The organism is Mesorhizobium sp. 113-3-9 (genome assembly GCF_016756515.1).
Classification (GTDB): Bacteria; Pseudomonadota; Alphaproteobacteria; order Rhizobiales; family Rhizobiaceae; genus Mesorhizobium.
Genome location: NZ_AP023246.1, coordinates 6,501,634 through 6,526,650, shown reverse-complemented (window position 1 = coordinate 6,526,650; position 25,017 = coordinate 6,501,634). Strand labels below are relative to the sequence as shown.

Annotated in this window: 23 protein-coding genes; 12 read left to right on the top strand and 11 right to left on the bottom strand. The window is 64.7% G+C overall.

The window, feature by feature from the left end; all coding sequences use genetic code 11:
• The first annotated feature begins 85 nt into the window (after positions 1-85).
• Positions 86-919 (top strand): enoyl-CoA hydratase/isomerase family protein, encoded by an 834-nt coding sequence (locus MesoLj_RS31525; protein WP_202323769.1) that lies wholly within the window; start codon positions 86-88, stop codon positions 917-919.
• The gene (locus MesoLj_RS31520) at positions 919-1,629 is read left to right on the top strand and encodes a TetR/AcrR family transcriptional regulator (protein ID WP_181180069.1); all 711 of its coding nucleotides are present in this window, start codon (positions 919-921) and stop codon (positions 1,627-1,629) included. The genes MesoLj_RS31525 and MesoLj_RS31520 overlap by 1 nt, the downstream gene beginning before the upstream one ends.
• A 135-nt stretch (positions 1,630-1,764) precedes the next feature.
• Here the strand turns inward: MesoLj_RS31520 and MesoLj_RS31515 are convergent, their stop codons facing one another.
• From MesoLj_RS31515 to MesoLj_RS31490, 6 genes are all read right to left on the bottom strand, one after another.
• Positions 1,765-2,772, bottom strand: coding sequence for a DUF7064 domain-containing protein (locus tag MesoLj_RS31515; protein WP_202323768.1), 1,008 nt, complete (start codon positions 2,770-2,772; stop codon positions 1,765-1,767).
• Positions 2,769-3,227 (bottom strand): MaoC family dehydratase, encoded by a 459-nt coding sequence (locus MesoLj_RS31510; RefSeq protein ID WP_202323767.1) that lies wholly within the window; start codon positions 3,225-3,227, stop codon positions 2,769-2,771. Before MesoLj_RS31510 ends, MesoLj_RS31515 begins: the two co-directional genes overlap by 4 nt.
• Positions 3,224-4,426, bottom strand: coding sequence for an acyl-CoA dehydrogenase family protein (locus MesoLj_RS31505; RefSeq protein WP_202323766.1), 1,203 nt, complete (start codon positions 4,424-4,426; stop codon positions 3,224-3,226). Before MesoLj_RS31505 ends, MesoLj_RS31510 begins: the two co-directional genes overlap by 4 nt.
• A gap of 111 nt (positions 4,427-4,537) precedes the next feature.
• Positions 4,538-6,148, bottom strand: a complete 1,611-nt coding sequence (locus MesoLj_RS31500; RefSeq protein ID WP_202323765.1) for an AMP-binding protein — start codon at positions 6,146-6,148, stop codon at positions 4,538-4,540.
• Between the two features lie 126 nt (positions 6,149-6,274).
• The gene (locus MesoLj_RS31495; RefSeq protein ID WP_202323764.1) at positions 6,275-6,748 is read right to left on the bottom strand and encodes a hypothetical protein; all 474 of its coding nucleotides are present in this window, start codon (positions 6,746-6,748) and stop codon (positions 6,275-6,277) included.
• Complete coding sequence (locus MesoLj_RS31490; RefSeq protein ID WP_202323763.1) at positions 6,745-7,821, bottom strand: phosphotransferase family protein; 1,077 nt, start codon at positions 7,819-7,821, stop codon at positions 6,745-6,747. Before MesoLj_RS31490 ends, MesoLj_RS31495 begins: the two co-directional genes overlap by 4 nt.
• 243 nt (positions 7,822-8,064) lie before the next feature.
• Here MesoLj_RS31490 and MesoLj_RS31485 point away from each other — a divergent pair, with 243 nt between their 5' ends.
• Together MesoLj_RS31485 and MesoLj_RS31480 are read left to right on the top strand one after the other, a co-directional pair.
• Positions 8,065-8,730, top strand: coding sequence for a TetR/AcrR family transcriptional regulator (locus tag MesoLj_RS31485; protein WP_202323762.1), 666 nt, complete (start codon positions 8,065-8,067; stop codon positions 8,728-8,730).
• Entirely contained in the window at positions 8,727-9,725 is a 999-nt protein-coding gene (locus MesoLj_RS31480) for an NADPH:quinone oxidoreductase family protein (RefSeq protein ID WP_202323761.1), read from the top strand. Before MesoLj_RS31485 ends, MesoLj_RS31480 begins: the two co-directional genes overlap by 4 nt.
• Positions 9,726-9,738: 13 nt before the next feature.
• Here MesoLj_RS31480 and MesoLj_RS31475 read toward each other — a convergent pair whose 3' ends face one another.
• On the bottom strand, positions 9,739-10,605 hold the full coding sequence (locus MesoLj_RS31475; protein WP_140775029.1) for an SDR family oxidoreductase: 867 nt from the start codon (positions 10,603-10,605) through the stop codon (positions 9,739-9,741).
• The gene (locus tag MesoLj_RS31470) at positions 10,602-11,810 is read right to left on the bottom strand and encodes an acyl-CoA dehydrogenase family protein (RefSeq protein WP_202323760.1); all 1,209 of its coding nucleotides are present in this window, start codon (positions 11,808-11,810) and stop codon (positions 10,602-10,604) included. The genes MesoLj_RS31475 and MesoLj_RS31470 overlap by 4 nt, the downstream gene beginning before the upstream one ends.
• A gap of 224 nt (positions 11,811-12,034) precedes the next feature.
• On the opposite strand from MesoLj_RS31470, the gene MesoLj_RS31465 reads away from it, so the two are divergent.
• The 8 genes from MesoLj_RS31465 to bktB all read left to right on the top strand — a co-directional run bounded on the left by MesoLj_RS31465 (position 12,035) and on the right by bktB (position 21,052).
• Positions 12,035-12,817 (top strand): enoyl-CoA hydratase-related protein, encoded by a 783-nt coding sequence (locus tag MesoLj_RS31465; RefSeq protein ID WP_202323759.1) that lies wholly within the window; start codon positions 12,035-12,037, stop codon positions 12,815-12,817.
• Entirely contained in the window at positions 12,814-14,646 is a 1,833-nt protein-coding gene (locus MesoLj_RS31460; RefSeq protein WP_202323758.1) for an acyclic terpene utilization AtuA family protein, read from the top strand. Before MesoLj_RS31465 ends, MesoLj_RS31460 begins: the two co-directional genes overlap by 4 nt.
• A complete protein-coding gene (locus tag MesoLj_RS31455; RefSeq protein WP_202323757.1) occupies positions 14,643-16,130 on the top strand; it encodes an acetyl-CoA carboxylase biotin carboxylase subunit in 1,488 nt (495 codons plus the stop codon). Before MesoLj_RS31460 ends, MesoLj_RS31455 begins: the two co-directional genes overlap by 4 nt.
• A gap of 2 nt (positions 16,131-16,132) precedes the next feature.
• Positions 16,133-16,630, top strand: a complete 498-nt coding sequence (locus tag MesoLj_RS31450; protein ID WP_202323756.1) for an acetyl-CoA carboxylase biotin carboxyl carrier protein subunit — start codon at positions 16,133-16,135, stop codon at positions 16,628-16,630.
• A gap of 2 nt (positions 16,631-16,632) precedes the next feature.
• A complete protein-coding gene (locus MesoLj_RS31445) occupies positions 16,633-18,240 on the top strand; it encodes an acyl-CoA carboxylase subunit beta (RefSeq protein WP_140775035.1) in 1,608 nt (535 codons plus the stop codon).
• A gap of 4 nt (positions 18,241-18,244) precedes the next feature.
• Positions 18,245-18,850, top strand: a complete 606-nt coding sequence (locus MesoLj_RS31440; protein WP_202323755.1) for a 2-hydroxychromene-2-carboxylate isomerase — start codon at positions 18,245-18,247, stop codon at positions 18,848-18,850.
• Positions 18,847-19,617, top strand: coding sequence for an enoyl-CoA hydratase-related protein (locus tag MesoLj_RS31435; protein WP_202323754.1), 771 nt, complete (start codon positions 18,847-18,849; stop codon positions 19,615-19,617). The genes MesoLj_RS31440 and MesoLj_RS31435 overlap by 4 nt, the downstream gene beginning before the upstream one ends.
• Before the next feature lie 250 nt (positions 19,618-19,867).
• Positions 19,868-21,052, top strand: a complete 1,185-nt coding sequence (gene bktB, locus MesoLj_RS31430; protein WP_140775038.1) for a beta-ketothiolase BktB — start codon at positions 19,868-19,870, stop codon at positions 21,050-21,052.
• Between the two features lie 219 nt (positions 21,053-21,271).
• Here bktB and MesoLj_RS31425 read toward each other — a convergent pair whose 3' ends face one another.
• From MesoLj_RS31425 to MesoLj_RS31415, 3 genes are all read right to left on the bottom strand, one after another.
• Complete coding sequence (locus MesoLj_RS31425; protein WP_202323753.1) at positions 21,272-22,066, bottom strand: N-acyl homoserine lactonase family protein; 795 nt, start codon at positions 22,064-22,066, stop codon at positions 21,272-21,274.
• 2 nt (positions 22,067-22,068) lie between these two features.
• Positions 22,069-22,992 (bottom strand): NAD(P)-dependent oxidoreductase, encoded by a 924-nt coding sequence (locus MesoLj_RS31420; protein WP_140775039.1) that lies wholly within the window; start codon positions 22,990-22,992, stop codon positions 22,069-22,071.
• 69 nt (positions 22,993-23,061) lie between these two features.
• Positions 23,062-25,017, bottom strand: a complete 1,956-nt coding sequence (locus tag MesoLj_RS31415) for a (Fe-S)-binding protein (RefSeq protein WP_202323752.1) — start codon at positions 25,015-25,017, stop codon at positions 23,062-23,064.

Genomic DNA, 25,017 nt, shown 5'->3' with positions numbered 1-25,017 from the left:
CAAAGAGATAGAGCATGATGTCGTCGAAAGCCGCTTCACACCTTTCGGCATCATGCTCCAGGCAGGGCAGAGCCGGAGGTTAAGGGTGACAGGGTCGAGGTTGGACGAGCGGAACGCGCAGGAAGCTCCCGCTGTTCTGGAATGGATCGACGAGGGCATTGCGCGCATAACCTTCACGCGCGGCGACAGCCACAACACCGTGACATTCGACTTCCTCGACACGGTGGGCCGACTCCTGCACGAAGTCAGCGCGCGGAAGGCACGCGTCCTCATCCTCACCGGATCGGGCCGCACCTTCTGCGGCGGCGCGCAGATCACCTATTTCACCGATCCGCAATCGCCGCTCTATCGCAACGCGCGCGCCATACGCGACGACTATGTGGTCGCCATCCTGAACGTATTCAGCAAGGTTCGCGACGCGTCCTGCGTCACCATCGCCTCGATCAACGGCTTCGCGCTTGGGGGCGGCTGCGAACTGGCTCTGTCCTGCGATTTCCGGCTGATGGCCGACCATACACGAATGGGACTGACCGAGACCAGGATCGGCGCGCTCGCCGCTGCGGGAGGAGTGCAGTTGCTGGCCCGTGTGGTCGGTCGCGCGAAAGCCCTCGAAATCGCCTTGCTCGGCGATCAACTCAGCGCAAAGGAGGCGCTTGCGGCCGGGCTGGCGACATCGCTCCACCCCGCCGATCAGCTGGCCTCGGCGACCGAGGCCTTTGCCAGGCGCTTCCTGGTCTGCAGCCCGATTTCGATTGCCGAGACGAAGCGCGCCCTGTACCGATGCGAGACCGTGGGAGGGCAGGAAGCGGACCAGATCGCGCTCGACGCCGTCGCGTCCGCCGCCGCCGGCACCGAATGGTGGGAGGGGATGGCCGCCTTCACGGAAAAAAGGAATCCGAGCTTCCGGGCAGGGGACTGATGACGAACGGCACCGCACGCCGACAGGTTTTCCGGCTTTCGAAGGAGCGCCGCGTCTCCGACATCATGGCTGCCGCACGGTCGGTCTTTCGCGAGAAGGGCTATGAGGACGCGCCGTTGTCCGACATAGCCGAGCGCGCCAATGTCGTGGAAGGCAGCATCTACCGATACTTCGAGAACAAGCGCGATCTTCTGGTGAAGGTCATCGAGGATTGGTACGAAAGCATGCTGGCCGACTACGACCAGCGTCTGGCGGGCATTACGGGCACTCGAAACCGCCTGCGCTACATGATCTGGCGCCACCTGAAGACGATCCACGACGAACCGGCGCTGTGTAACCTGATGTTCCAGTTCCTGCGCACCGGCAAGGACTACAGCCACACCGCCGTCCACGAACTGAACCGCCGCTACACGCGCCGTACGCTGGATATCGTGCGCGAGGGGGTCGATGCCGGCGAACTGCGCGACGATGTTTCGTTGGCGCTCGTCAGGGACATGATCTACGGCTGCGTGGAGCACCGAACATGGTCGTATCTGCGCGGCGAAGGCGAGTTCGACCCCGACGCGACCGCCGACGCGATTGTCGAACTGATCCTCAGTGGCCTGCGCAAGCTGGGGCCGGACCCTGCGTCCGGTCGCGCCGATGTGGCCGAACGGATCGAGAAGGCGGTGGCGCGCCTGGAAAGTCTGGCGGGCGGCAAGAATCCCTGAAACCCACGGGTGCGATGCCTTCCGGCCACTGCCGTGACCGGGAGATTTTACGGCTTTCAGAGCCTGTCCTGGTCTAGAGCAATTCCAGGAAAAGTGTGTAACGGTTTTCCGTCCGGAATTGCGTAAAACAAATAGTTAGAGCGGGAACCCGGCAAGATTGCCGTCTTCCAGCCGCTCTATATACTCAGTCATGCCGCGTCCCTGCTGGCCGTCCCAGTGGAACCGGGTGAAGCCTTCGGCGATCCGCGAGAGAAGGATTTCATCGCCGGCCCGGCGCCGGTTCCGCAACGGCGCCAGTTGCAGGATTTCGGCGTCGATCCGGGCCTTGCGGTTGGCGGTGAGCACGCCCAGGCGAACAAAGGCGGGATCGCGATCCCCGGTCCATTCGGTGGAGACGTCGAGATCGAGCACGGGCTCGTAGCGCCCGTCCACGAGCAGGACGCCCTCGCGTCGCACCCGGCCGGCGCGATCGGTGATCTTCAGCAGCATGAAACCGTCGCCATTGGGGAAATTGGCGATGAACAGGCGATAGAAATAGATCGCCTGCCAGTAGCGCGGGCCCCAGGAATGATCGCGCCATCCGCGACCGTCGATCGTCCAGGATTGATCGCCGACACGGATCTCTCCCCTGGCGCGGCCGTGCTGGTTGAAATGGCCCAAGGAGAAATCGCGTCCGTACATCGTCTGGACGCTGTCGTCGGCGGGCTCGCCGCCGTGAACAGGGGATTCGGCTTCATGAACCCAATGCGCGCGTCCAGGTAGCCTCTGGCCGCCCTGGAACAGGCTTGCCGGATCGCGGAGGGCCTCCGGGTCCTCGACGATGATGAGGTCGCCCGAATAAGTCATGGAAACGCTCTTCAGCGGCTCGATCACCTCGTAGGACAGGCCACCGGCGTCGAAGCGGTCATTGCTGGTGATCTGCGGCCGGGCGAACTGGCATGCGATGCGGCCATCCGGAAGGTACAGGCACACCGAAAGCTCGGCATATCCTTCGTTCACGCGATTGCCGAGGCGCATCCACCCTCCGACCGGCGAGGCGGTGTCGAAGGCGTTGGTATAGACGCTTTCGTTGAAGTTCCGTGAGCCGTCCGGCTCATGCGGCAGTTCGTGCCGCGGCAGCATGACGAATTGGCCGTCTTTCACGGCTGGGTCTCCTCATCTTTGTCGGCGCGGACGATCACCTTGAGGTGGCCGCGCTGTATGATCTCGTCGTTCTGGTTGAGCACCTCGAACGCGTAGGTGGCGAGGTCGCGACCGGGTTTCGATGTCGGGCGCAATGCCTCCACGGTCACCCTTGAGCGAATGGTGTCGCCCAGCCTCACCGCGCCGAGGAAGTCCCAATTCAGGTTGACCAGGCCTATGACGCGTTCACCGAACAGGCCGGTATGAGTGGCCATGCCGATCGCCGTCGCCATCGAATGGGGTCCGTGAGCGATGCGCGTGCCGTGCGGCGACCTGGCCGCCGCCGTCTCGTCGACGTGGATGGGCGTGAAATCGCCGACGAGTCCGGCAAACAGATTCACGTCGCCTTCGCCGATCGTGCGCCCCGCCGATTCGGCGGTGAGTCCTTGAACCAGGGGAGCTCCTGCAATGTTCATTTCTGTCGCTCCAGTTCCACGCGCGCCAGCGCTTCGCGATGCACCTCGTCCGGTCCGTCGCCGATGCGCAGGAAGCGCGTTTCGGCAAAGGCCTCGGCGAGGAAGAAGTCGTGCGACAGGCCCGCGCCGCCATGGAGTTGGATGGCGCGGTCGATGACGGCACCGGCCAGGCTCGGCACGACGATCTTCGCCACCGCTATGTCGTTGCGGGCGGCCTTGTTACCCAGCTTGTCCATCATCCATGCGGCCTTGAGCGTGACCAGCCGTGCCTGTTCCACCTCGCAGCGGGACTGGCCGATCGCTTGGCGCACGCCGCCCATCTCGGCAAGCGTCGAACCGAAAGCGGACCGGCTTCGGGCCCGCCTGCACATGCTCTCCACCGCTCGCTCCGCCAGTCCCACGAAACGCATGCAATGATGGATCCGGCCCGGACCCAGCCGACCCTGTGCGATCTCGAAGCCTCGCCCCTCGCCGAGGAGCATGTTTCGCGCCGGGACCCGCACGTCCTTGAAATCGACCTCGGCGTGACCCAGCGGGGCATGCTCATAGCCATAGACCGTGAGCGGCCGCACCACCGTCAGGCCGGGCGTGTCCATCGGCACGAGGATCATCGACTGCTGCTTGTGCTTGGGCGCGGAAGGGTCGCTCTTGCCCATGACGATCGCGACCTTGCAGCGTTGCGACGGCGCGCCGGTCACCCACCATTTGCGTCCGTTGATCACATAGTCGTTGCCGTCGCTCTCGATACGCGTTTCGATGTTGGTCGCGTCGGAGGACGCTACCGCGGGCTCGGTCATCGCGAAGCAGGACCGGATTTCGCCGGCGAGCAACGGACGCAGCCATTGATCCTTCTGCTCCTGCGAGCCATAGGCGGCGAGAAGCTCCATGTTGCCGACATCGGGCGCATTGCAGTTGAACAGTTCCGGCGCGGCGAGGGATCGGCCGAAGATCTCGCAGAGCTGCGCGTATTCGAAGTTGGACAGGCCGGCGCCCTCGGGCCCGTGGTTGTAGAAGAGGTTCCACAGCCCGGCCTCCCTGGCCTTGGCCATGAGGGCCATGGCGAGCGGTCGCGGCGCCCACCGCTCGTCTTCCGGCGGCGGCGCCAGCAATTCACGCTCGTTCGGATAGACGTGCTCGTTCATGAAATCGACGAGACGGTCTCGAATGGCGGCGGCATGCGCCGAGAGCTCTGCAAACATGAACGGCTGACTCCGTCGAAGAGGACCGGTGCCGTCGCGCCGGCTTCGCCTCAGGTTCTTGTTCTGATGCGCGACATCCTCTCGGGCCACCGCGCATCGGGCACGACTGCTTCAGGCGCCGATCTTTTCGCGCTTGACGACGATCCCCGCGGCTTCACGGTCCCAGGTGTCGGCGGTTATCCCGAATTCGCGCAGCTTGATCTTCTCGATCTTTGCGGTCGGGGTGCGGGGCAGGGCCTCCACCACGCGCACGTAGCGAGGGATCATGAAGTGAGCCATGCGCGGTCGCAGGAACTCTATCAGTTCGGCGGGGTCGAGCGTGGCGCCGTCCTTCAGGGACACGACCGCCAGGACTTCGTCCTCGGCGATCTCGCTCTTGATCGCGATCGCCGCGGCCTCGCGTACCGAAGGATGCGCCAGGACCTCGGATTCAACCTCGAAGGAGGAGATGTTCTCGCCACGGCGGCGGATTGCATCCTTCAGGCGGTCGACGAAATAGAAGTTGCCATCCGCATCGCGCCGGAAGCCGTCGCCGGTGTGAAACCAGCCGTTGCGCCAGGCGGCTACTGTCGCCTGAGGATCGAGCGCATAGCCGTGGTTCATCGCCCACGGGCAATCCGTGCGAACCACCAGTTCGCCCACGGCGCCGACATCAACCTCGCAGTCGTTCTCGTCAACGATCCTGACCTGGACGCCGGCGCGAGGCTTGCCGGCGCTTCCGAGCGCCTTGGGGTTGGCCTCGGAGACGATCGGCATCGAGATCTCGGTCATATTGAAATGCGTGTGGATCTCGGTGCCGAACCGCTGATGGAATTCCAGCGCCGTCTCGTTGAGCGGCACGTAGGTACAGGTCCGCAGCGTGTGCTCCCTGTCGTCCCCGCTCGGAGGGCGCTTGAGGAGGAAGCCGCCCATGACGCCGAGCAGGATGGCCGTGGTGACGCCGGTGCGACGCACGAGTGGCCAGAAGTCCTCGGTGCTGAACGCCTCGACCACAACGACCGACCCGCCATGGATGAGCATCGCGGTGATCGGCATCACGCCGGCGGAATGGAAGAGCGGCAGGTGGATGAGATAGCGGTCGTCGCTGCCCAGGAAAGGTGCGGAGACGGCCATGCTGTAGATATGCATGTAGGACGACATCACGCCCTTGGAGGGGCCGGTGGTGCCGGAGGTGAAGACGATCGCCTGCATGTCCCACGGCACGATCGGCCGCTCTAGCGCCGGCGGGTAGTCGTCGGTCGAGGTGAAGCTCTCGGCCTGGTGCACCCTCAGGCCCGGGACCGGGTGTCCCTTGCCGCCAAGCACCACGATCTGCTCCAGTCGGGCGCGCTCGACATCGCCCAGCCTCTGGTGCAACTCGGCATGAACGATGCCCAGCCGGGCTTCCGACAATTTGACGGTGTGCGCCAGGATGTTGCCCCGATAGGAAAGATTGATCGGCACGAACACCGCGCCGAGGTAATTGAGCCCGAGCCAGGAGAGTAGGCAGTCGGCCCCGTTAGGCAGCCAGCACAGAACGCGATCGCCTTGCCGAACGCCCAGCGCCTTGAGCGCATTCGCCGTGCGGATGGTGCTTGCGAGTGTCTCGGCATAGGTCCATCGCGAGCCGTCGGCGAAGATCGCGAATATCTTGTCCGGCTGCGTCGTCGCCCAGCGTTCCAGCATGTAACGCTGAACGCAGGCTTCGGGTGCCGGCATCCTTGGATCGAGATGACTGACCATGGTCACCGCCTCCCTGCAGCGACTTGACGGGCAGCTCGCAGTTTCATGGAAACGCCGAACTCCCCAACTGTTTATTCCTACACAATCCCGGACGGAAAACCGTTCCACGCTTCTCCTGGAATTGGTCTAGTCGTGTTTCGCGCCGTCCTTGCCGCCGGCGATCTCCGCGAACAGAGGCTTGCGCGTCTTCTTCAACTCGGCGTCCGCCTCGGCGTGCAGATGTGCCTTGATCGCGGCGACGGCCCGGCTGGAATCCTCCTCGCTGCGGCGCGGCCATGCCTGCGCCAGCACGTCCCCGAGCGCCGCATCGAGTTCCGCCTTGCGCGCCAGGAGCGCCTCCGCGGTCGAGGCATCGTTTCCGACAGCATCGATGGCAGATTCGGGAATGACCCCGGAGACACTCTCCAGAAGGTCGACTTTCTGCCTGACCGCCGCGGCCAGGGGCGCCTGCGCCCATTCCACCCGGGGAGCGATGTTGTTCAGCAGATCGATCACGCCGACCGCCTGGCCGCGCGCGTAGGCATCGCCGACATGCGGAATTACGTCGCTGCGCATGGTCGCGATGATACCTTCGATGAGGCGTGAAAGAGGGATGTTCATGAGGCGCGCTCCACTGCGGACTCGACCTGGAGGAGCATGCGGGGAATTTGCGCGCCCATGCCCGCCATGCGCAGATCGTTGAAGCCGCGCCGGGCGAAACAATCGGTCGCGCCGAAATGCATGACGGCGAGCTTCAGCGTTCCGAACGCCTCCCAGTAGGCCATGTCGGCCAGGCTTACCTCCTGGCCGGAGAGCGCCGCGTAACGGTCGCGTAATTCCTCTCGCCCGAACAGATGGCACATATAGGGCGAGCGCCCCCGCCAGGCCTGTAGGCAGATCCAGCCCAGATCCTCGACCGGATCGCCAAGGCGGACAAGCTCCCAATCGAGGATCGCGGTGATACGGTCCTCCACCACCAGGAAATTGCCGATCCGGTAGTCGCCGTGAGTGATGGCGATCCGTCTCGTGACGGGCGCATTCTCGCGCAGCCACAGCGCCGCCATTTCAAGCATGGGCACGCGCTCCGGGGACCATCTGGTGAGCAGGCCCATCCAGTGATCCACCTGATCGACGGCGGCGCGCCGGACATCCTTCGTTCCGTCGATATTCGCGACGGGGGTCCGCTGCCATTCAAACCCATGGAGGGCTGCCAGAGCGCCGACGAACTGCTCGCCGAGCACGGCCCGTCGCGCATCGTCGAAGGCCGGCCCCCCGTCTTTCGTCCAGGGTATCGGCGCCTCGCCAGGCTCAAGGCTGGCCACGAAGAACGGAGCGCCCAGGACAGAATCGTCGTCGCTGTGCCAGTAGACCCGTGGAACCGGCACCGCGCTGCCGGCAAGCGCGCGCAAGGTGACGAACTCGGGATAGGCGCGGTAGGGGCCGAAGATGCCGGTCGGAGGGCCGACCCTCAAGATGAGGTCCTTCTGATGGACCTGTCCGCCCTCGCTCCATTTCGCTTGGAAGCCATAGGTGACCCAGGAAAAACCGACGGTGAAACGGCGCAGCGGCCCGATCTCGACCGGGCCGTTCGTCTGGACCCGCACGAAATCCGCGAGAGCCGCGCGGACCGCGTCTACATCCGTCGCGTCGAACAGGCGCGACACCTGCTGCTGGCCGACGGCAAGGGCGGTCATGCGCGAAGATCGCCTGCAGATGCGTTCATGCTCACAGGGGCCTCCTCCCTCGATCAACGCGGCTTGCCCGGAAACGGGTTCCGCCCGGACAGCGCCTGGGCGCGGCCGGAGATGGCGATCCTCCTCGACCGCCTCCGATGCAAATCATGCTAACCGGATTTTCGCTGTTGTAAACAAAAATGACTCATGGTTCATGATTCATTTTGTTTGACAGGCTGGCTGGCCGCACCTAGGCTTTTCGTCATGAATGGTCCCGCCACACTGGGAGAATCCGGAAGTCATGCCGCGCCAGCGAAAGGCACGAAGGGCAGGCTGACGCGCGCGGAAAAGGCGGAGGCGACACGCAGCCGCCTGTTCGACGCCGCCGTGGAGATCGTCGGCGAATCCGGCTATGCGGCGACTTCGGTGGCGCTCATCACATCTCGTGCCGAGGTCGCGCAGGGCACATTCTACAACTATTTCGAATCGCGGCAGGATTTGTTGGATCAGCTGCTGCCTGCAATCAGCGACAAGCTGCACGACATGGTGAGGGCGCGTGTCCGCGCGGCGCCCGACAACGCGCTGGAGCGGGAACGGGCGCGCATCAGCGCCTTCTTCGAATTTCTCGAGACGGCGCCGCACCTTTTCAAGATACTCAGCGAGGGGCCCGTCCAGGCGCCGCTCGGCTTCCGGCGGCATCTCGACCAGCAGACGGCAAGCTATCGCCGCGCGCTGGCTTTCGAACTGGAACGCGGCAACCTGATCGTCACCGATCCGGAGGAACTGGAGGTGGTGGTGCAGATGCTGCTGTCGTCGCGCGAGTATCTCAGCGCGCGGTTCTGCTTTGTCGACGGTCATTTCACGCGGCCGCCGGCCTTTGTCGTCGATGTCTACATGAAACTCGTCACGGGAACGGTGTTCAAATCATGAAAGCCCTTCTGAGCAAGGCTCCCGGCGGTCCCGATACGCTGGTGCTGGAGAATGTCGCCGAGCCGGCCGCGGGGCCCGGCCAGTTGCTCGTGCGCGTTGCCGCCGTCGGCGTCAATTTTCCGGATTCATTGATCATCTCCGATCGGTATCAGTTCCGGCCCGAGCGGCCCTTCGCCCCCGGCGGTGAGTTTTCTGGAACGGTCGAAGCCGTGGGAGAGGGCGTCACGGATTTCGCGCCTGGCGACCGCGTCCTGGCGATGACGATCTGGGGCGCGATGTCGGAGAAGGTGGCGGTGGACGCCTGGCGATGCGCCCGCATACCCGACGACATGCCTCTCGACGAGGCGGCGGCCTTCCTGCTCACCTACGGCACATCCTACCACGCGCTGGTCGACCGTGCCGGCCTCAAGGCCGGAGAGACGCTGCTTGTTCTGGGGGCCGCCGGAGGCGTCGGACTTGCCGCCGTCGAGATCGGCAAGGCGCTCGGCGCGCGCGTGGTTGCCGCGGCATCGAGCAAGGAGAAGGTCGACCTTGCCATCAGCCTCGGCGCGGATGCGGGCGTCGTGTATGATGCGCGGCTGACGGAAGGCGACGGTCAGAAGGCACTCGCGGCCGAGTTCAAGAAGCTCTGCGGCTCCGGCGGAGCGGACGTGGTCCTGGATCCGGTCGGCGGAGCCTATTCCGAGCCTGCCCTGCGCGGCATCGCCTGGCTAGGCCGCTTCCTCGTCGTGGGCTTCCCGGCCGGCATAGCCCGGATACCGCTCAACCTTCCGCTGCTCAAGGGCTGCGATGTGCTCGGCATCTTCTGGGGGGCGGCGATGGAGCGCGACCCGCGGCGTCATCGCGAGGCGCTGGCCGAGCTTTTCGCGCTCTACCGGCAGGGCCATGTGAAGCCGGTCGTATCAGCCCGTTTTCCGCTGGAACGCGGTGCCGACGCGATTACCGAACTCGCGGCGCGCCGGGCAAGCGGGAAGATCGTGGTGACCGTCCCCTGAGCGAGGGGATCGACTATTCCGGCGTCTTGAAGTAGTCGGGCTTTCCGGTTGTCCAGGTCTCGCCCCAGAGCTGACTGCCGCCGTCGACCGTCAGCAGCTCGCCGGTGATATATTTGCCCGACGGCCCCGCCAGATAGACGCAGGCCTCGGCAATGTCCCAGACGTCGCCCGGTCGCATCATCGGGTTCGAGCGCGGATAAGCCGCCCGCGCCTCTGGCGTGTACACTTTCCAGCCCTCGGTTTCGATTGCTCCCGGAGCAACGCAGTTGACGCGGATGTTGAGCGGCGCCCACTCGACCGCCACGCTACGTGTCAATCCGATGACGCCGGATCGCGCGGCGATCGAATGCGCCACGCCGTAGAGGCCGTGGGTCGTCACGACAACGATGTTCACGATGTTGCCTGCCGCGCCGGCATCACGCCATTTGCGCGCGGCCGCCTGCATCATGAACCAGGTGCCGTTGAGGTTGGTGTTGATGACGGCGTTCCAGCCCTTCACGCTGAAGTCGATCGCGGGTTGCGGGAACTGGCCGCCGGCGCTGTTGACCAGTGCGTCGATGCGGCCATGGTCGGTCCAGACGCGATCGAAGAAAGCCGCGACGCTGTCCGGCTCGCGGATATCGACCGTATGGCCGCTGCACGGAAAACCGCGCGCGCCGATCGCGCCGACAACATCGGCGACCTTGCCCTCGCTGCGTCCGGCCACCACCACATGCGCCCCGAGCCGGGCAAACAGCCAGGCTGTCGCGCGGCCGATGCCTCCGGCGCCGCCGGATACCACCACAACCTTGCCCGCGAATGTGCCGCCGGCAAAGACAGTAGGGTGTTCGGCGAGTTCGGCCTCGGTTAACCCGAAAGGTTCGGCTTCAAGCTCGCTCACCGGTCCATCCCCTTCAGCAATTCGCCCGCGATGATCATCTTGCGAACCTCGGTCGTGCCGGCCCCGATCTCCATCAGCTTCGTGGAGCGAAACAGGCGGTTGATCTCCGACTCCCAGATATAGCCGGTTCCGCCATGGATCTGCACGGCGAGATCGAGCACCTTGTGGGCGGCCTCCGCCGCGTACATCACCGATGCGGCCGTCAGCATGTGGATGTCGCCGCGGCCGCCTCCGCCGACTTCCAGCGGCGCGGCCGCGGCCAGGACGCGGTAGGTGAGGCTGCGCGCGGTTTCCACCTGCACATACATGTCGGCCAGCATCGACTGGACCATCTGGAAAGAGCCGATCGGCTTGCCGAACTGCCTGCGTGTCTTGGCGTAGTCGACCGAGAGCTCCAGCGCGCGCTCGGCCACGCCGAGGCACAGCGGCGCAATCATCGCGCGCTCCAGGTCCAGGCCGCTCATCACGACGGCAACGCCGCGATCCTCGCCGCCGACCAGGTTTTCGGCCGGAACGCGACAGTCCTCGAACAGAAGCTCGCCGGTCTGGCTGCCGCGATATCCCATCTTGTTGAGCTTCTGGGCGACGGTGAAGCCCGGCATGCCCTTCTCGACGATGAAGGCCGAAATACCGTGCGTCCCCTTGTCCCGGCTGGTCTTGGCGTAGATCAGCAGCACATCGGCGACCGGCCCGTTGGTGATGTAGATCTTGCTGCCGTTCAGGACGTAGTGGCCGCCGTCGCGGCGAGCGGTCGTGCGCATGGCGCCGAGCGCGTCGGACCCTGCCCCCGGCTCGGTCAGCCCCAGCGCGCCGATCTTGCGTCCGGCGCAAAGGTCCGGCAGGTAGCGCCGCCGTTGGTCCTCGCTACCATTGCGGTAGATGTTGTTGGCGCACAAATTGTCATGCGCGACCCAGGCAAGAGCCATCGCATGGTTCCACCGGGCAAAGCCCTGCAGCACCAGCCCGGCCGCGACGAGATCGAGCCCGGCGCCGCCATAGGTTTCCGGAATCGTGATCCCGAACAGGCCGTTGTCGCCGATTTTCGGGAACACGTCTTCGGGCCACCACTCCTCCGCGTCCATGCGCTCGGACAGATGATAGAATTCGTTGCGCGCGAAGCGGTCCGCATTGTCGAGGATCATCTGCTGTTCGGCGTCGAGACCGAAGCGGGCGGCCGGATCAGTCTGTCCCGTGGCGTCGCTCATCTGGCGTCCTTCCTCCCTCTTCCAAAGGTTCCAATCTGCATCAGCCGTTAATGAGACAATTTCATCATCAGATGATGAAGAGGTTGTCAACCGGCCATTCACCAAGGCGTATGATAGTGCAATTGCCAAAATTTTCACAGGAATGTTCTTGCTGCCGCGATTGACAACGCTGATGAATTCAATTCATTTATGTGCTTGCCGATGCCAGCGATCAAGGAGGACGAGTGGAGGAGCCGGTCAAAATCGAGCGCCGTGGCGCGGCCCTGTGGATCACCATCGATCGCGCGGCGCGGCGCAACGCGCTTAATGAGGCCGTGGCGCGCGGTATCGAGGCGGGGCTCGACATGGCGGAAGCCGATCGCGATGTACGCGCGGTGGTCCTGACCGGGGCCGGCGACAAGGCCTTCTGCGCTGGCGGTGACCTGCAATTGCAGGCGGACGGAACGCCGTTCACCATCGATGCAGCCGATCCGCGCCACTATGTGGCGCGGTTGCTGCGCCGGATGGATGCCTGCCGCCTGCCGCTGATTGCGCGGGTCAACGGCCACGCGCTAGCGGGCGGCTTCGGGCTTGTCTGTGCGTGTGACCTGGTCGTGGCGCGCGAGGATGCGCTGGTCGGTGTGTCTGAGGTCAAGGTCGGGCTCTTTCCCATGATGATCCTGCCTTATTTGCTGCGAACGGTTTCCTATCGCCGCATGATGGAGCTCTGCATCACCGGCGAGGCCATGACGGCCGGCGCGGCCGCCGCCGAAAATCTGGTCAACTATGCGGTGCCGGCCGCAGAGCTGGATACCCGGCTCGATTGGCTGCTGGCGCGTGTCGTGGACAAGTCACCCACAGGTATCCGCCTTGGCAAGCAGGCGTTGGCAAAGATCCGGGAGATGTCGACGGACAGCGCGCTCGAATACGCACAGTTCATGCTGACCAACATGGTCCGGACCCGGGACGCCCGCGAGGGACTTTCAGCCTTCAACGAGAAGCGCGCGCCGGAATGGACCGCGGAATGAGCGCGGCTGGCCGTGTCGTTCGCATCGGTTGCGGCGCCGGGTTCTGGGGGGACAGCCCGGACGGACCGGCGCAGCTCGTCCGCTCTGGCGGGATAGACTATCTCGTCATGGACTATCTGGCCGAGATCACCATGTCGATCCTGGTGCGGATGAAGGCGAAGCGGCCGGAACTCGGCTATGCCACCGACTTCGTTTCGATGGTCATGAGACCCTTGGCGCGCGATATCGCGGAGCGGGGAATCCGGGTGGTCACAAACGCTGGCGGCGTCAATCCCCTTGCCTGTCGCGAAGCCCTGCAGGCCGTCTTCGCCGAAGCGGGGGTGGACCTGAAGATCGCCGTCGTGCTGGGCGACGACCTGTCCGCCTCCTGCGACCGCTATCGCGCCGAGGGCATTCGCGAGATGTTCTCGGATGCGCCGATGCCGGCGTCACTCTCGAGCGTAAATGCCTATCTTGGCGCCTTTCCGATTGCGGCCGCGCTGGATGCCGGAGCTGATGTTGTCATCACCGGGCGCGCGGTCGACTCCGCCATCGTGCTGGGGCCGCTCATCCACGAGTTCGACTGGCGGCCGACCGACTATGATCTCCTGTCAGCCGGCAGCCTGGCCGGCCATGTCGTCGAATGCGGCACGCAGGCGACGGGCGGCGTGTTCACCGACTGGCGAGAGGTGGAAGGCTGGGACGACATGGGCTTTCCGATCGCGGAATGCTCGGCCGACGGCAGCTTTGTCCTGACCAAGCCTGCCGGAACCGGGGGGCTTGTCACGCCACGCACGGTGGCGGAGCAGATCGTCTACGAGGTGGGTGATCCGAGCCGCTACATCCTGCCTGACGTGGTCGCCGACTGGAGCGCGGTCAAGCTCGAGGAGGCAGGGACCGAGCGTGTCCGCGTCTCCGGCGCCCGGGGCGCCGCGCCCACCGCAAGCTACAAGGCAAGCGCGACCTATGCGGACGGTTACCGCGCCGGCGCCACCATGATGATAGCGGGACGTCATGCCGCTGCGAAGGCGAGGGCAACCGGCGAGGCGATCCTCAAGCGGTCGGAGCGGCTCATGCACGCCGCGGGGTTCGGCGGTTTCGCCGAGACGTCGATCGAGCTGCTGGGCGCTGAATCGAACTACGGCGCCCAATCCCGCGCGACCGGCGCGCGCGAAGTGATCCTCAAGATCGGCGTCCGCCATCCGCAGAAGGATGCGCTCGGGATATTCGCGCGCGAGATCTATCCGACCGCCACCGCGATGGCGCAGGGCATCACCGGCTTCGCGGGCGGCCGCCCGGAGCCGCAGCCGGTCATCCGGCTGTTCTCCTTCCTCGTCCCCAAGGGGGACATCGCGGCGACGGTCGAGATCGGCGGCACGAGCCTTGTCGTCGCCCCCTTCACCCCGAACGACGGCGCAAGCCTGTCTGTTCGCGGGTCGACGAGCGTTTCCGACGCGGATGCCGCGGGCGTTGCTCTCGCCGCCGTCCCGCTGATCGCGCTTGCCCACGGTCGCAGCGGCGACAAGGGCGACATCGGGAATATCGGCGTTCTGGCAAGGCGTGGTGACTATCTCCCATGGATCCGCCGCAGCCTGACCGAGGAAGCCGTCCGGCATTACTTCGCGCATTTCGCCAATGGCAAGGTGGTCCGCTACGACTGGCCCGGACTGCAAGGTTTGAATTTCCTCCTGCATCAGGGCCTCGGCGGGGGCGGCATCGCCTCGCTGCGCCATGATCCGCAGGGCAAGGCCCTGGCGCAAATCCTGATGGATATCCCGATCGAGGTTCCCGCCGTCTGGCTCGACCTGGACGGACCGTTGGCTGCCTGGCAGGAAGATGTCGCCCCATGAGCGAGACCCCTTTGTTCAAGAAGGTCCTGGTTGCCAATCGGGGCGAGATCGCTTGTCGCGTCTTCCGGACCCTCGATGCCATGGGCATTCAGTCCGTGGCGATCCATCATCGTGTCGAGGCAGGCGCCCGGCATGTGCGCATGGCTTCACAAGCCGTCGAGATCGAGGGTCAGACGCCTGTCGCGGCTCATCTCGACATCGGCCGGATAGTCGAGGCGGCGATTGCCGTCGGAGCCGACGCCATCCATCCCGGCTATGGTTTCCTGTCCGAGAACGCCCGCTTTGCCGCCGCCGTGGCGCAGGCCGGCATGACTTTCATAGGTCCGGATTCCGAGACAATCGCGCTCATGGGGGACAAGATTTCGGCGCGCAATTTCGCGGCGGCGAACGGCGTCGCGGTCGCGCCATCCGTCATGCCGACGGACAGTATAGAGGACTTCACGAGGCAGGCGGAGACCATCGGCTTTCCGTTGCTCATCAAGGCCGCGGCCGGCGGCGGCGGCAAGGGCATGAGCATTGTCCGCTCAGCCGGCGAACTGCACCGCGCCTCCGCCCTCGCGGCCAGCGAGGCACAGCGCTATTTCGGCGACGGACGGATCTATGCCGAAACCTATATCGAGCGCCCTCGCCATATCGAGGTGCAGGTGCTGGGGGACGGCGAAGGCGGGGCGATCCACCTGTTCGAACGGGAATGCTCGGTGCAGCGCCGCTTCCAGAAGATCATCGAGGAGGCACCAGCCACCAACCTGCCGGCAGGCTTACGCGACGAGATCTGTGCGTCCGCGGTGCGTCTTGCGTCCGCGGCCAAGTATAGCAATGCAGGAACGGTCGAGTTCATCCTTGGCGCGGATGGACGCTTCTTCTTCCTCGAAATGAACACCCGCCTCCAGGTCGAACACCCAGTGACCGAGATGATCACCGGCCTCGACCTTGTCCGCGCGCAGATAGAGATCGCGGCGGGCAAGGGACTGCCGCTTCGGCAGGACGAGGCGAAGATCGGCGGACATGCGATCGAGTGCCGGATCTGCGCTGAGGATCCGGAACGCGACTTCATGCCGGAGACGGGCACGATCGCGTATATCGGGGTGCCCGAGGAGCCTTGGCTCCGTTTCGAGAACGCGCTGGACCAGGGCAGGAAGGTGACGTCGGACTTCGATCCGATGCTCGCCAAGCTGGTGGTTCACGGCGCAAGCCGCGACGAGGCGATCGAGCGGTCCATAGCCGCCCTCGACATGCTTGCCGTGCTCGGCGTCAGGACGAATGTCGACTATCTGATGCGGGTCCTCGGCCATGCTTCGTTCCGCGCGGGCGATCTCCATACAGCCTTTGTGACCGAGCATGGCGGTGCCCTGGCGCCGGCTCCGGTCGGCGAGGCCCTGCGCGTCCAGGTGCTGGCGGCGGCGGCGCTCGGCTTCCGCGATTTCCATGAACTCGCGATCCGCACGCCCGAGCCCTACGCGGCCATCGGCGGCTGGAGGAACTGAGCATGGTTTTCAGGCTGACGTTGGACGGCCATACCCACGAAGTGACGATCGTGCGCCGGCGGCCGCACCTGGTGATCTCGATCGATGGCCGAGAGCACGAAATCGACCAGGTGGCCGATGTCGGGGACGGGCGCCGCGTGCTTGGCATAGCCAGGCACAGCGTCGCTTTCGCGCGCGCCGGTTTCCACGACCGGCAGATCGTCCGGCTGGCGGGCCGCACATTTGAAGTGGGCATGGTCGATCCCTTCGCCGGCGAGGCGGGCGGAGCAGGCCCGCAGGATGCAATCAAGGCGCCGATGCCTGGCGCCGTCGTCGATGTCCATCGCGAAGTCGGCGACAAGGTCGTCCGTGGAGAACCCATCCTGACGATCGAAAGCATGAAGCTGCAGATGGTCCTGTCCGCGCCGCGCGACGGAGTGGTCGCCAAGATACTGCGCAGTTCCGGCACCACGTTCGAGAAGGACGAAGTCGTCGCCATGCTCGAGCCACAGGACGTCTGACCATGCGCAAGATCCAGTCCGCGCTCAGCACATCATCGGCGGACTTTCGCCGCAACGACGCGCATAATCGCAGGCTTGTCGCCGAGTTCCGCGAAAAGCAGGAGGCCAGCCGGTACAAGCGGCCGACGCGCGACCTCGACCGGTTGGCCAGCCAGGGCAAGATGCGACCGCGGGAGCGGATCGAAAAGCTGCTCGATCCCGGCACGCCCTTCCTCGAACTTTCCTCGCTCGCCGCCAACATGGCCTATGACGGCGATTCGCCTTCCGCGTCCTCGATCGTCGGCATCGGCATCGTCTCGGGGCGCGAGGTGGTGGTGCGCGCCGACGACCCGACGGTGAAAGGCGGCGCCTGGTATCCGCTGACAGCCAAGAAGATCGTGCGCGCGCTCGATATCGCGATGGAGAACAGGCTGCCCGTGATCCATCTGTGCGATTCCGCTGGTGGTTTACTGCAGCTTCAGTCCGAGGTGTTTCCCGACAAGTACATGGCGGGCCGCATCTTCAGGAACCAGTCGATCCTCTCCAAGCTCGGGGTCAAGCAGCTGTCGTTGGTGTTCGGACACTGCACGGCGGGCGGCGCCTATATTCCCGGCTTGTCGGACTACAGCGTCATCGTGCGCAAGACCGGGGCGATCTTCCTGGGCGGTCCGCCGCTGGTGAAGGCTGCCACCGGCGAGGAGGTCACGGTCGAGGAACTCGGCGGGGCCGACATGCACACCAGCGTCTCGGGTACCGCCGACTATCCCGCATCGAGCGAGCAGGAGGCGATTCATATCGGGCGCGAGATCGTCGCGCAGTGGGACAGACCCAGGAAGTGGGATTGCCAGCGGGAAACGCCGGAGGACCCCGCCTACGACCCGCAGGAAATCTACGGGATCGTTCCCGACGACATCAAGAAGTCCTTCGACATGCGCGAGATCATCGCCCGCATCGTCGATGGCAGCCGCTTCCATGAGTATCAGCCCAACTACGGCACCACGCTGGTTTGCGGGTTCGCGCACATATGGGGCTTCAAGGTCGGTATCCTTGCCAACAACGGCGTGCTGTTCAACGACTCGTCCCTGAAGGGCGGCCATTTCATAGAGCTTTGCAACCAGAACAACACGCCGCTGGTGTTCCTGCAAAACATTACCGGCTACATGGTCGGACGCGAATACGAGCGCAAGGGCATCACCAAGGACGGCGCCAAGATGATCATGGCGCAGTCCTGCAGCCGGGTGCCGAAATTCACCGTCATGTGCAACGGATCGTTTGGCGCCGGCAATTACGGCATGTGCGGACGCGCCTTCGACGGACGTTTTCTCTTCACCTGGCCGAACCACCAGATCGGCGTTATGGGTGGCGATCAGGCGGCGAACACGCTTGCCGAAGTCAAGGTGAACCAGATGCGGCGCAACGGAGGAACCGTCGACGAGGCGGAAGTCAGGCGCGTCTGGGACGCGACCCGCTCCGCCTACCAGGAGCAATTATCGGCTTACTATTCGACATCCGAACTTTGGGACGACGGCATCATCGACCCGCTGGACACGCGCAATTCGCTGGGCATCGCGATCTCCGTTTCGCTCAACGCGCCGCTGGGCGAGGCGGGCTACGGCGTCTTCAGGTTCTAGGCAGGTGGCCGGGCCCATCCGCTTCTATTTCGACTTCGCGTCGCCATACGCGTATTTCGCGGCCGCTGAGATCAACCGGATCGGCGAGGAATTCGGGCGGCCTGTGGAGTGGCGGCCGATCCTGGTGTGGGCGGTCCTCAAGGCGCTTGGGATACAGGCGCCAATGGACCCGCCGGCCAAGCGTGATTATTTCCTCAAGGACATGCGGCGCTCTGCCGCTTTTCATGGATTGCCCTACCGTCATCCGGTGAAGCTGCCGCTCTCATCCCACTTGGCGGCGCGTCTGTTCCACGGCTGCTTTGACAGGCTTGCCCAAGATCTCGTCGACGTCTTGGCGCGCCGCTTGCTCAACGCTTTTTTCGTGGAGCACCAGGACATTTCCGGCGAGGCAACGCTTGTCGCCCTTGCCAGCGAGACAGGCATTTCCGAGGCTGAGGCGCTTGAAGCGATGCACGGGCAGCTCGGCCGTACGCGCCTGGAGGCCGCCGTGCGCGAGGCAATCGACGCAGGGGTCGTGGGCTCGCCCTACGTCCTGGTCGACGGAGAAGGGTTCTTCGGGGCCGATAGGCTTCCGCAACTGCGATGGTTCCTGGCAGGAGGTGGTGGATGAACCGGTACGAAGACGTGAGCTACAGCGTGTCCGACGGGGTCGCGCGCGTCGCGGTCAACCGACCGGCGAAGCTCAATGCCTATCGCAACCAAACGGCCGACGAACTGCGTGCCGCGATCACCGAAGCGGCCTCCGATCGCGATGTGCGGGCGGTTCTTTTAACCGGAGAAGGAAGGGCGTTCGGGGCGGGCTACGACCTGTCGACGATCGACCCGGGCGAGACTCCCGCGCTCGACGATGTGCTGGAGCGCCACTTCAACCCTCTCGTCGAGACAATGCGGGCGTCGCGTTTGCCCATCGTGGCAGCCGTGAACGGCCCTTGCGCCGGCGCTGCCGTGGGTATCGCGCTCGCCGCCGACATCGTCATCGCCGCCCGCTCGGCCTATTTCTACGAGCCTTTCGTCGGCATCGCGCTCGTGCCCGATGCCGGCAACACACTTTTTCTTTCGCGCATCCTTGGCCGCGTACGCGCGTCCGGCATGATGTTGTTGGGGGACCGGATCACAGCGGAACGCTCGCTGCAATGGGGCCTTGTCTGGGAGATCGTGGAGGACGACGGTCTGCATGCCGCGGCCCTGGCGATTTGCGCGCGGCTCGCGGCTCTCGACGCGCAGGCGGTGGCGGCTACCAAGCAACTGATAGCGAGCGCGGCTGATTTCGGCGCGAGCGAACAGCTTCAACTTGAGCAGGATCTGCAAGGCGAGGCGGGTCGTTCTCCGGCGATGAAGGCGCGCATCGCGGAGTTCTTCGCTCGGCGGAAAGAGTAGGATCCGGCAATGGAGACAGCGCTGAGACCGCCCCGCTTCATCGATAGCGACCATCCCGCTGTGCGCGAGTTCGCCGCCCGGCACGCGGGGGCCGGCGGGCCGCTCGAAAGAGCGGTGAACCTCGCCGCGCTTTCGCCGCTGCTCGATGACGCTGTCTTCGCATGCGGGCGTTCTATCCGCGTTTGCTCGCCCATCTCGAGACCGGGCGCATGAAAAATCCCCAGGATGCCAGAAGGAACGGTGACAGCATATGACCATCCAGACGACCTACATCCTTTCGGGCGTACGTACCGGCATCGGTACTTTCGGTGGAACGCTTAGCGGCGAGGAGCCGGCCGCGCTTGGCGCCAGGGTAGCCGCCGAAGCGATCAAGCGCGCCGGCATCGAGCCTTCCGAAGTCGGCCATGTGGTCTTCGGCAATGTGATACCGACCGGACCGAAGGATGCCTATCTCGCCCGCGTGGCGGCGATCGACGCCGGCATTCCCAAGGAAACACCTGCCATGACGTTGAACAGGCTCTGCGGCAGCGGCGCGCAGGCCATCGTGTCGGCGGCGCAGTCGATCATGCTCGGTGACGCTGATGTGACGCTTGCCGGCGGCGCGGAAGTGATGAGCAGGGCGCCGCACTATCTTGGTGTCGGGCGCTTTGGGCAGAAGATGGGGGATGTCTCCATGGCCGATGGCCTGACGGGCGTCCTCACCGATCCTTTCGGCAGCGGCATCATGGGCATGACGGCCGAGAACGTGGCGGCGAAGTTCGGCATATCGCGCGAACAGCAGGACACCTTCGCTCTGGAGAGCCAGCGCCGCGCCGCCGAGGCGATCAACGCCGGCCATTTCAAGGAACAGATCCTGCCGATCGACGTCACGGCTGGCCGCAAGACGGTAAGGTTCGAGACCGACGAACATCCAAAGCCGGGCACGACGGCCGAATCGTTGGCGGCGTTGCGACCGGCCTTCAAGAAGGACGGCTCGGTTACGGCGGGGAATGCCTCCGGCATCAACGATGGCGCCGCGGCCGTTATCCTTGCGGGCGAGGGCTATGTGAAACGCAGCGGCGCAAGGCCGCTCGCCAGGATCGCGGCCTACGCGCATGCCGGCGTCGAGCCGGGCATCATGGGCATTGGTCCGGTGCCGGCGGTGCGCGCGCTTCTCGCCCGCTCGGGGCTTCAGATCGAGGATTTCGACGTGATCGAGTCCAACGAGGCGTTTGCCGCGCAGGCCCTGGCGGTCAATCGCGAACTCGGACTGGATCCTGCCAAGGTGAACCCCGAAGGGGGCGCTATCGCGTTCGGCCATCCGGTCGGCGCGACAGGCACGATCCTGACCGTCAAGGCAATCAATTACCTTCAACGGACCGGGGGACGTCTCGCGCTCATCACCATGTGCATCGGCGGCGGGCAAGGCATAGCGCTGGCTGTAGAAAGGATCTGAGCCGCGGCTTTCGGCCACCGTCCTGTCTCTGTCTCGGCAGGAACAGATCTCCCGCCCACGCACCGCGCTGGCGATGAAGTCGGTCATCGCCTTGATCCGTGTGAGGCCGTGCGTATCCGAATGTTCGGTGCGCGCTCCTGGCGAGGCCGGGAACCAATTCATGGCCCGCCGGCTTCCCGAAGGTGCCGCTGGATCCCAGCCGTCACGGCATCGACATGATCAGTCCAACGGGTGGGTAAGGCTTACAATGTCCTCGACGTCCTGGCGGCTGCGCGCGAAGCGCTTGAGCACCAGCGGATCGTGCCCCGGCACGATGTGAGCGGGCGAACTGGCAAGCTGCTTCATCCGTTCCACCCCGAAGATCACGTCGCTCAGTCGGTCGAAGACCGGAAAGGGCTTTTCGCGCTCCATATTGGCGTAGAAATGGGCTGCGTCGGACGCGATCACCACCGCGCCGTTGTCGGTTTCCACCCGCACCACCTGCAATCCGCGCGAGTGGCCGCCAACCTTGTGGAGCGTGATGCCGGGCGCGATCTGCGACTCGGGGTCGTGGAAGCAAACCTTTCCGGCAAAGACGCGCCGCACCATGGTGGTGACGTTTTCAGCCTCGAAGGGATGGCGCATGGCATGGTGGCACATGCAGCGGCCGGTCGCGAACTCCATCTCCGCATCCTGCAGGTGAAAGGTCGCGTTCGGAAACAGATGATGGTTCCCGCAGTGGTCGTAATGCATGTGGGAGACGATGACGTCGCTGACATCGGCGTGGTTGATGCCGATTGCCGCCAGGCCGTCATCGACGGGCCTCACGACACTGCGTCCGCGTTTGTCACCGGTCGGTTTGTCGAAACCGGTGTCGACGATGAAAGTGCGCTTCTCGCCGACGATCGCCCAGACGAAGTAGTCGAGCGGCATGGGAACATCATGTGTGTCCCCGCCCAGGAAATTCTCACCCGAGCGGCGTTCGAAATGGCCGTAGCGAACGGCATGGATCTCATAGCGTTCGGAGTCACCCATGATCAGCTCGCTTTGGCGACATCTGGGGTCTGGGCTGAGCCGACCTCCACATGCGCCCATGTCTCAACCGTCTTGACCATACAGGTAAAATCGGAATCCGGCCCATAGAGCTGGTTCGTCACGCTCAGCAGCTGGCGCACGGCACTGCCCACCACCATAGGCACGCCCATCGCCTCCGCCTCATCCACGCACAGCCGCACATCCTTGAAGGACAGGCCGGTGGCGAAGCCGAAATCGAAGGTGCGCGGCAGGACGGATTTCGGGAACTTGTCCTCGGTGGCACTGTTGCGGCCGCTCGATGCGTTGATGACGTCGATCATGACCTTCGGATCGAGGCCCGCCTTCACGCCCATCACCACCGCCTCGGAGGAGACCGCAAGGGCCGCCGCCGCAAGCAGGTTGTTGGCTAGCTTCATGGTCTGGGCGGCACCCTGAACCTCGCCCATGAAGAATATCCGGCCGAAATTCTCGATGACCGGCCTCGCCGTCTCGAAGGCGGCCTTTGGACCCGAGACCATGACAGCGAGGGTGCCGTTGCGTGCTCCCTTCAATCCGCCGCTGACGGGCGCATCGATCATGGCGATGTTCTTGGCTGCAAGGCCTTCTGCAACCCTGGCGGCCGTTCGCGGGCCGGTGGTGGAAATGTCGACGAAGATGCGGACGGCCTTGCCGTCGGCGATCCCGCCATCGCCGAGCACGATCTTTTCCAGGATCTGCGGGCTGGGCAAGCTGGCAAAGACGATCTCCGCAGCATCGGCAACCTCGCCTGCGCTGCCCGCGGCCTTTGCGCCCGAATTGGTCAGCTCCAGCACGGCGTTGGCGTCGATATCGTGGACTATCACCTCATAGCCGGCCTGGATGAGACGGGTCGCCATCGGCGTGCCCATTTTTCCAATGCCAACAAAGCCGATTTTCAGGGTCGACATGATCGCTCTCTCCTCCTTCGGGGCCTATTGCCCATGGTGCTTGGTCTCGATTTCCCGGATCGCATTCCGTCAGGTCGTTTCCACCGTGGGCATTTCGAGCGCCTGGCTTGTACGCGGCACGAGAAGTTCCGCTATGTCCACGACCTTCAATCTGTCGGCCACGCCGAGTGCATCGATCGCGGCTGTGTACATCACCTTGTCCTTCGGACAGGCGACGACGAAATAAGCGACGTCGCCCAGGCTCAGTGCCTCGCGGATGCGGTTCTCGCTCGGCCGCTCGGTCACACCGTCGTCACCTTGCCAGATGCGGCCGCCGCCGGCGCCGCAACAAAAGGAATTCTCCCGGCAGCGCGGCATGTCATGAAGCGTATAGCCGGCGGCCCGGATCAGGTCGCGCGGCGCATCGAAGCCGCCATTGTAGCGTCCAAGATAGCAGGGATCGTGATAGGTGACCCTGGCGCCGTCGGCGACATGCAGGTCGAGTTTTCCCGCCGCGATGAGTTCCGCCAGCAGCGCCGTATAGTGCAGCACCTCGAACGCCGCGCCGAAATGCTGATAGTCGTTCTTCAGCGCATTCAGGCTATGCGGATCGGTGGTCATGATCCGGTTGAAGCTGCACGCCTTGATCTCATCGATGTTGGACTGAGCGAGCGTCTCGAACAGACCTTCTTCGCCGGCCCGCCGCACATCGTTGCCGCTGTTGCGCTCGGCATCGAAGAGAATGCCGAAGTCGACACCGGCCGCGGTCAGCAGTTCGGCCACCTTGCGGGTGATTTCCTGAACGCGCGGATCGTAGGACGCGTAGTCTCCGACGAACCACAGAACGTCGACAGGCTCCTCGCGCGCGTCCTTGACCGGAAAGCCGAGCTCCTTGGTCCAGCGGGCCCGCATCTTGGAAGGCTTGCCCATGGAGTTGCCGAGGCGGGTCAGGTTCGATAGCGCCTCCTGGAGCCCGGGGCTGATACGGCCTTCGTCGACAAGATGACGGCGCATGTCGATGATCTTGGGCAGATGCTCGATCTCGACCGGGCATGCTTCCATGCAGGCACGACAGGTGGTGCAGGCCCACAGCGTCTCCTCGGAAATCACGCCGCCGACCAGCGGGGCCGCCGATGGTCCCGCGGCAAGCGCATCGCGCATGTCGGTGATCAGCAACTTCGGGCTGAGCGGCAGACCGGCCGCATAGGCTGGGCAGACCGCCTGGCAGCGGCCGCATTCGGTGCAGGACAGAAGGTCAAGCTGCTGCTTCCAGTCGAACTGTCCCAGGCTGTCGATGCCTGGAGCCTCACGCGCTTCCGGGACCGCGGGCGCCAGGCCGCGCGGCTCGAGGCTGCGGAAGTAGATGTTGGGCGCGGCAAGGAACATGTGCCGGTGTTTCGAGCCGGGGATATAGACGAGGAACGCCAGAATGGCGCCGACGTGAACCCAGTAGAACAGCTCTTCGCCCGCATGTCCCGGTATGCCGGCACGCTCGAGCAGTCCGGCAAGCGTCGACGCGACGGGCCGCCACGAGCCGTCGGCGCCGCCGGCTATGCGCGCCGCCGCCTCGAGCAGCAGAGACGCCACAATCAGAACGATCAACACATAGATGATTGCCGCATCGCTGCCGCTCGAGCCATCGAAGCGGGCAGGCCTCAGCACGTAGCGCTGATAGAGTGCAAGTGCGACGCCGACCAGCATCAGCACCGAAAAGATATCCTGCAGAGCGGCAATCCAGGTTTCGCCTCCGATGGGCGCAAGCGAGAACCCGGGAAACAGCCGCGAACCGAAGGCATCGATCGTGGCGGTGAACAGCACGAAGAATGAAATGAAGATGATTGCGTGGAGCACGCCGGAAAGCGGCTTGCGGAGCATTTTCCGGTGCACGCCGATGGCGACCATCACGCCCTGGAGACGCAGCATCGGGCGGTCGAAGCGGGCCGCTGCCGGTGCATTGGCGAGAGCGACCACGTAACGGCGAGAGCGCCAGGCCGTCAACGCGAGTGCTGTGACGACCAGGATCCAGAGTGGCAGGGTCGATGCCAT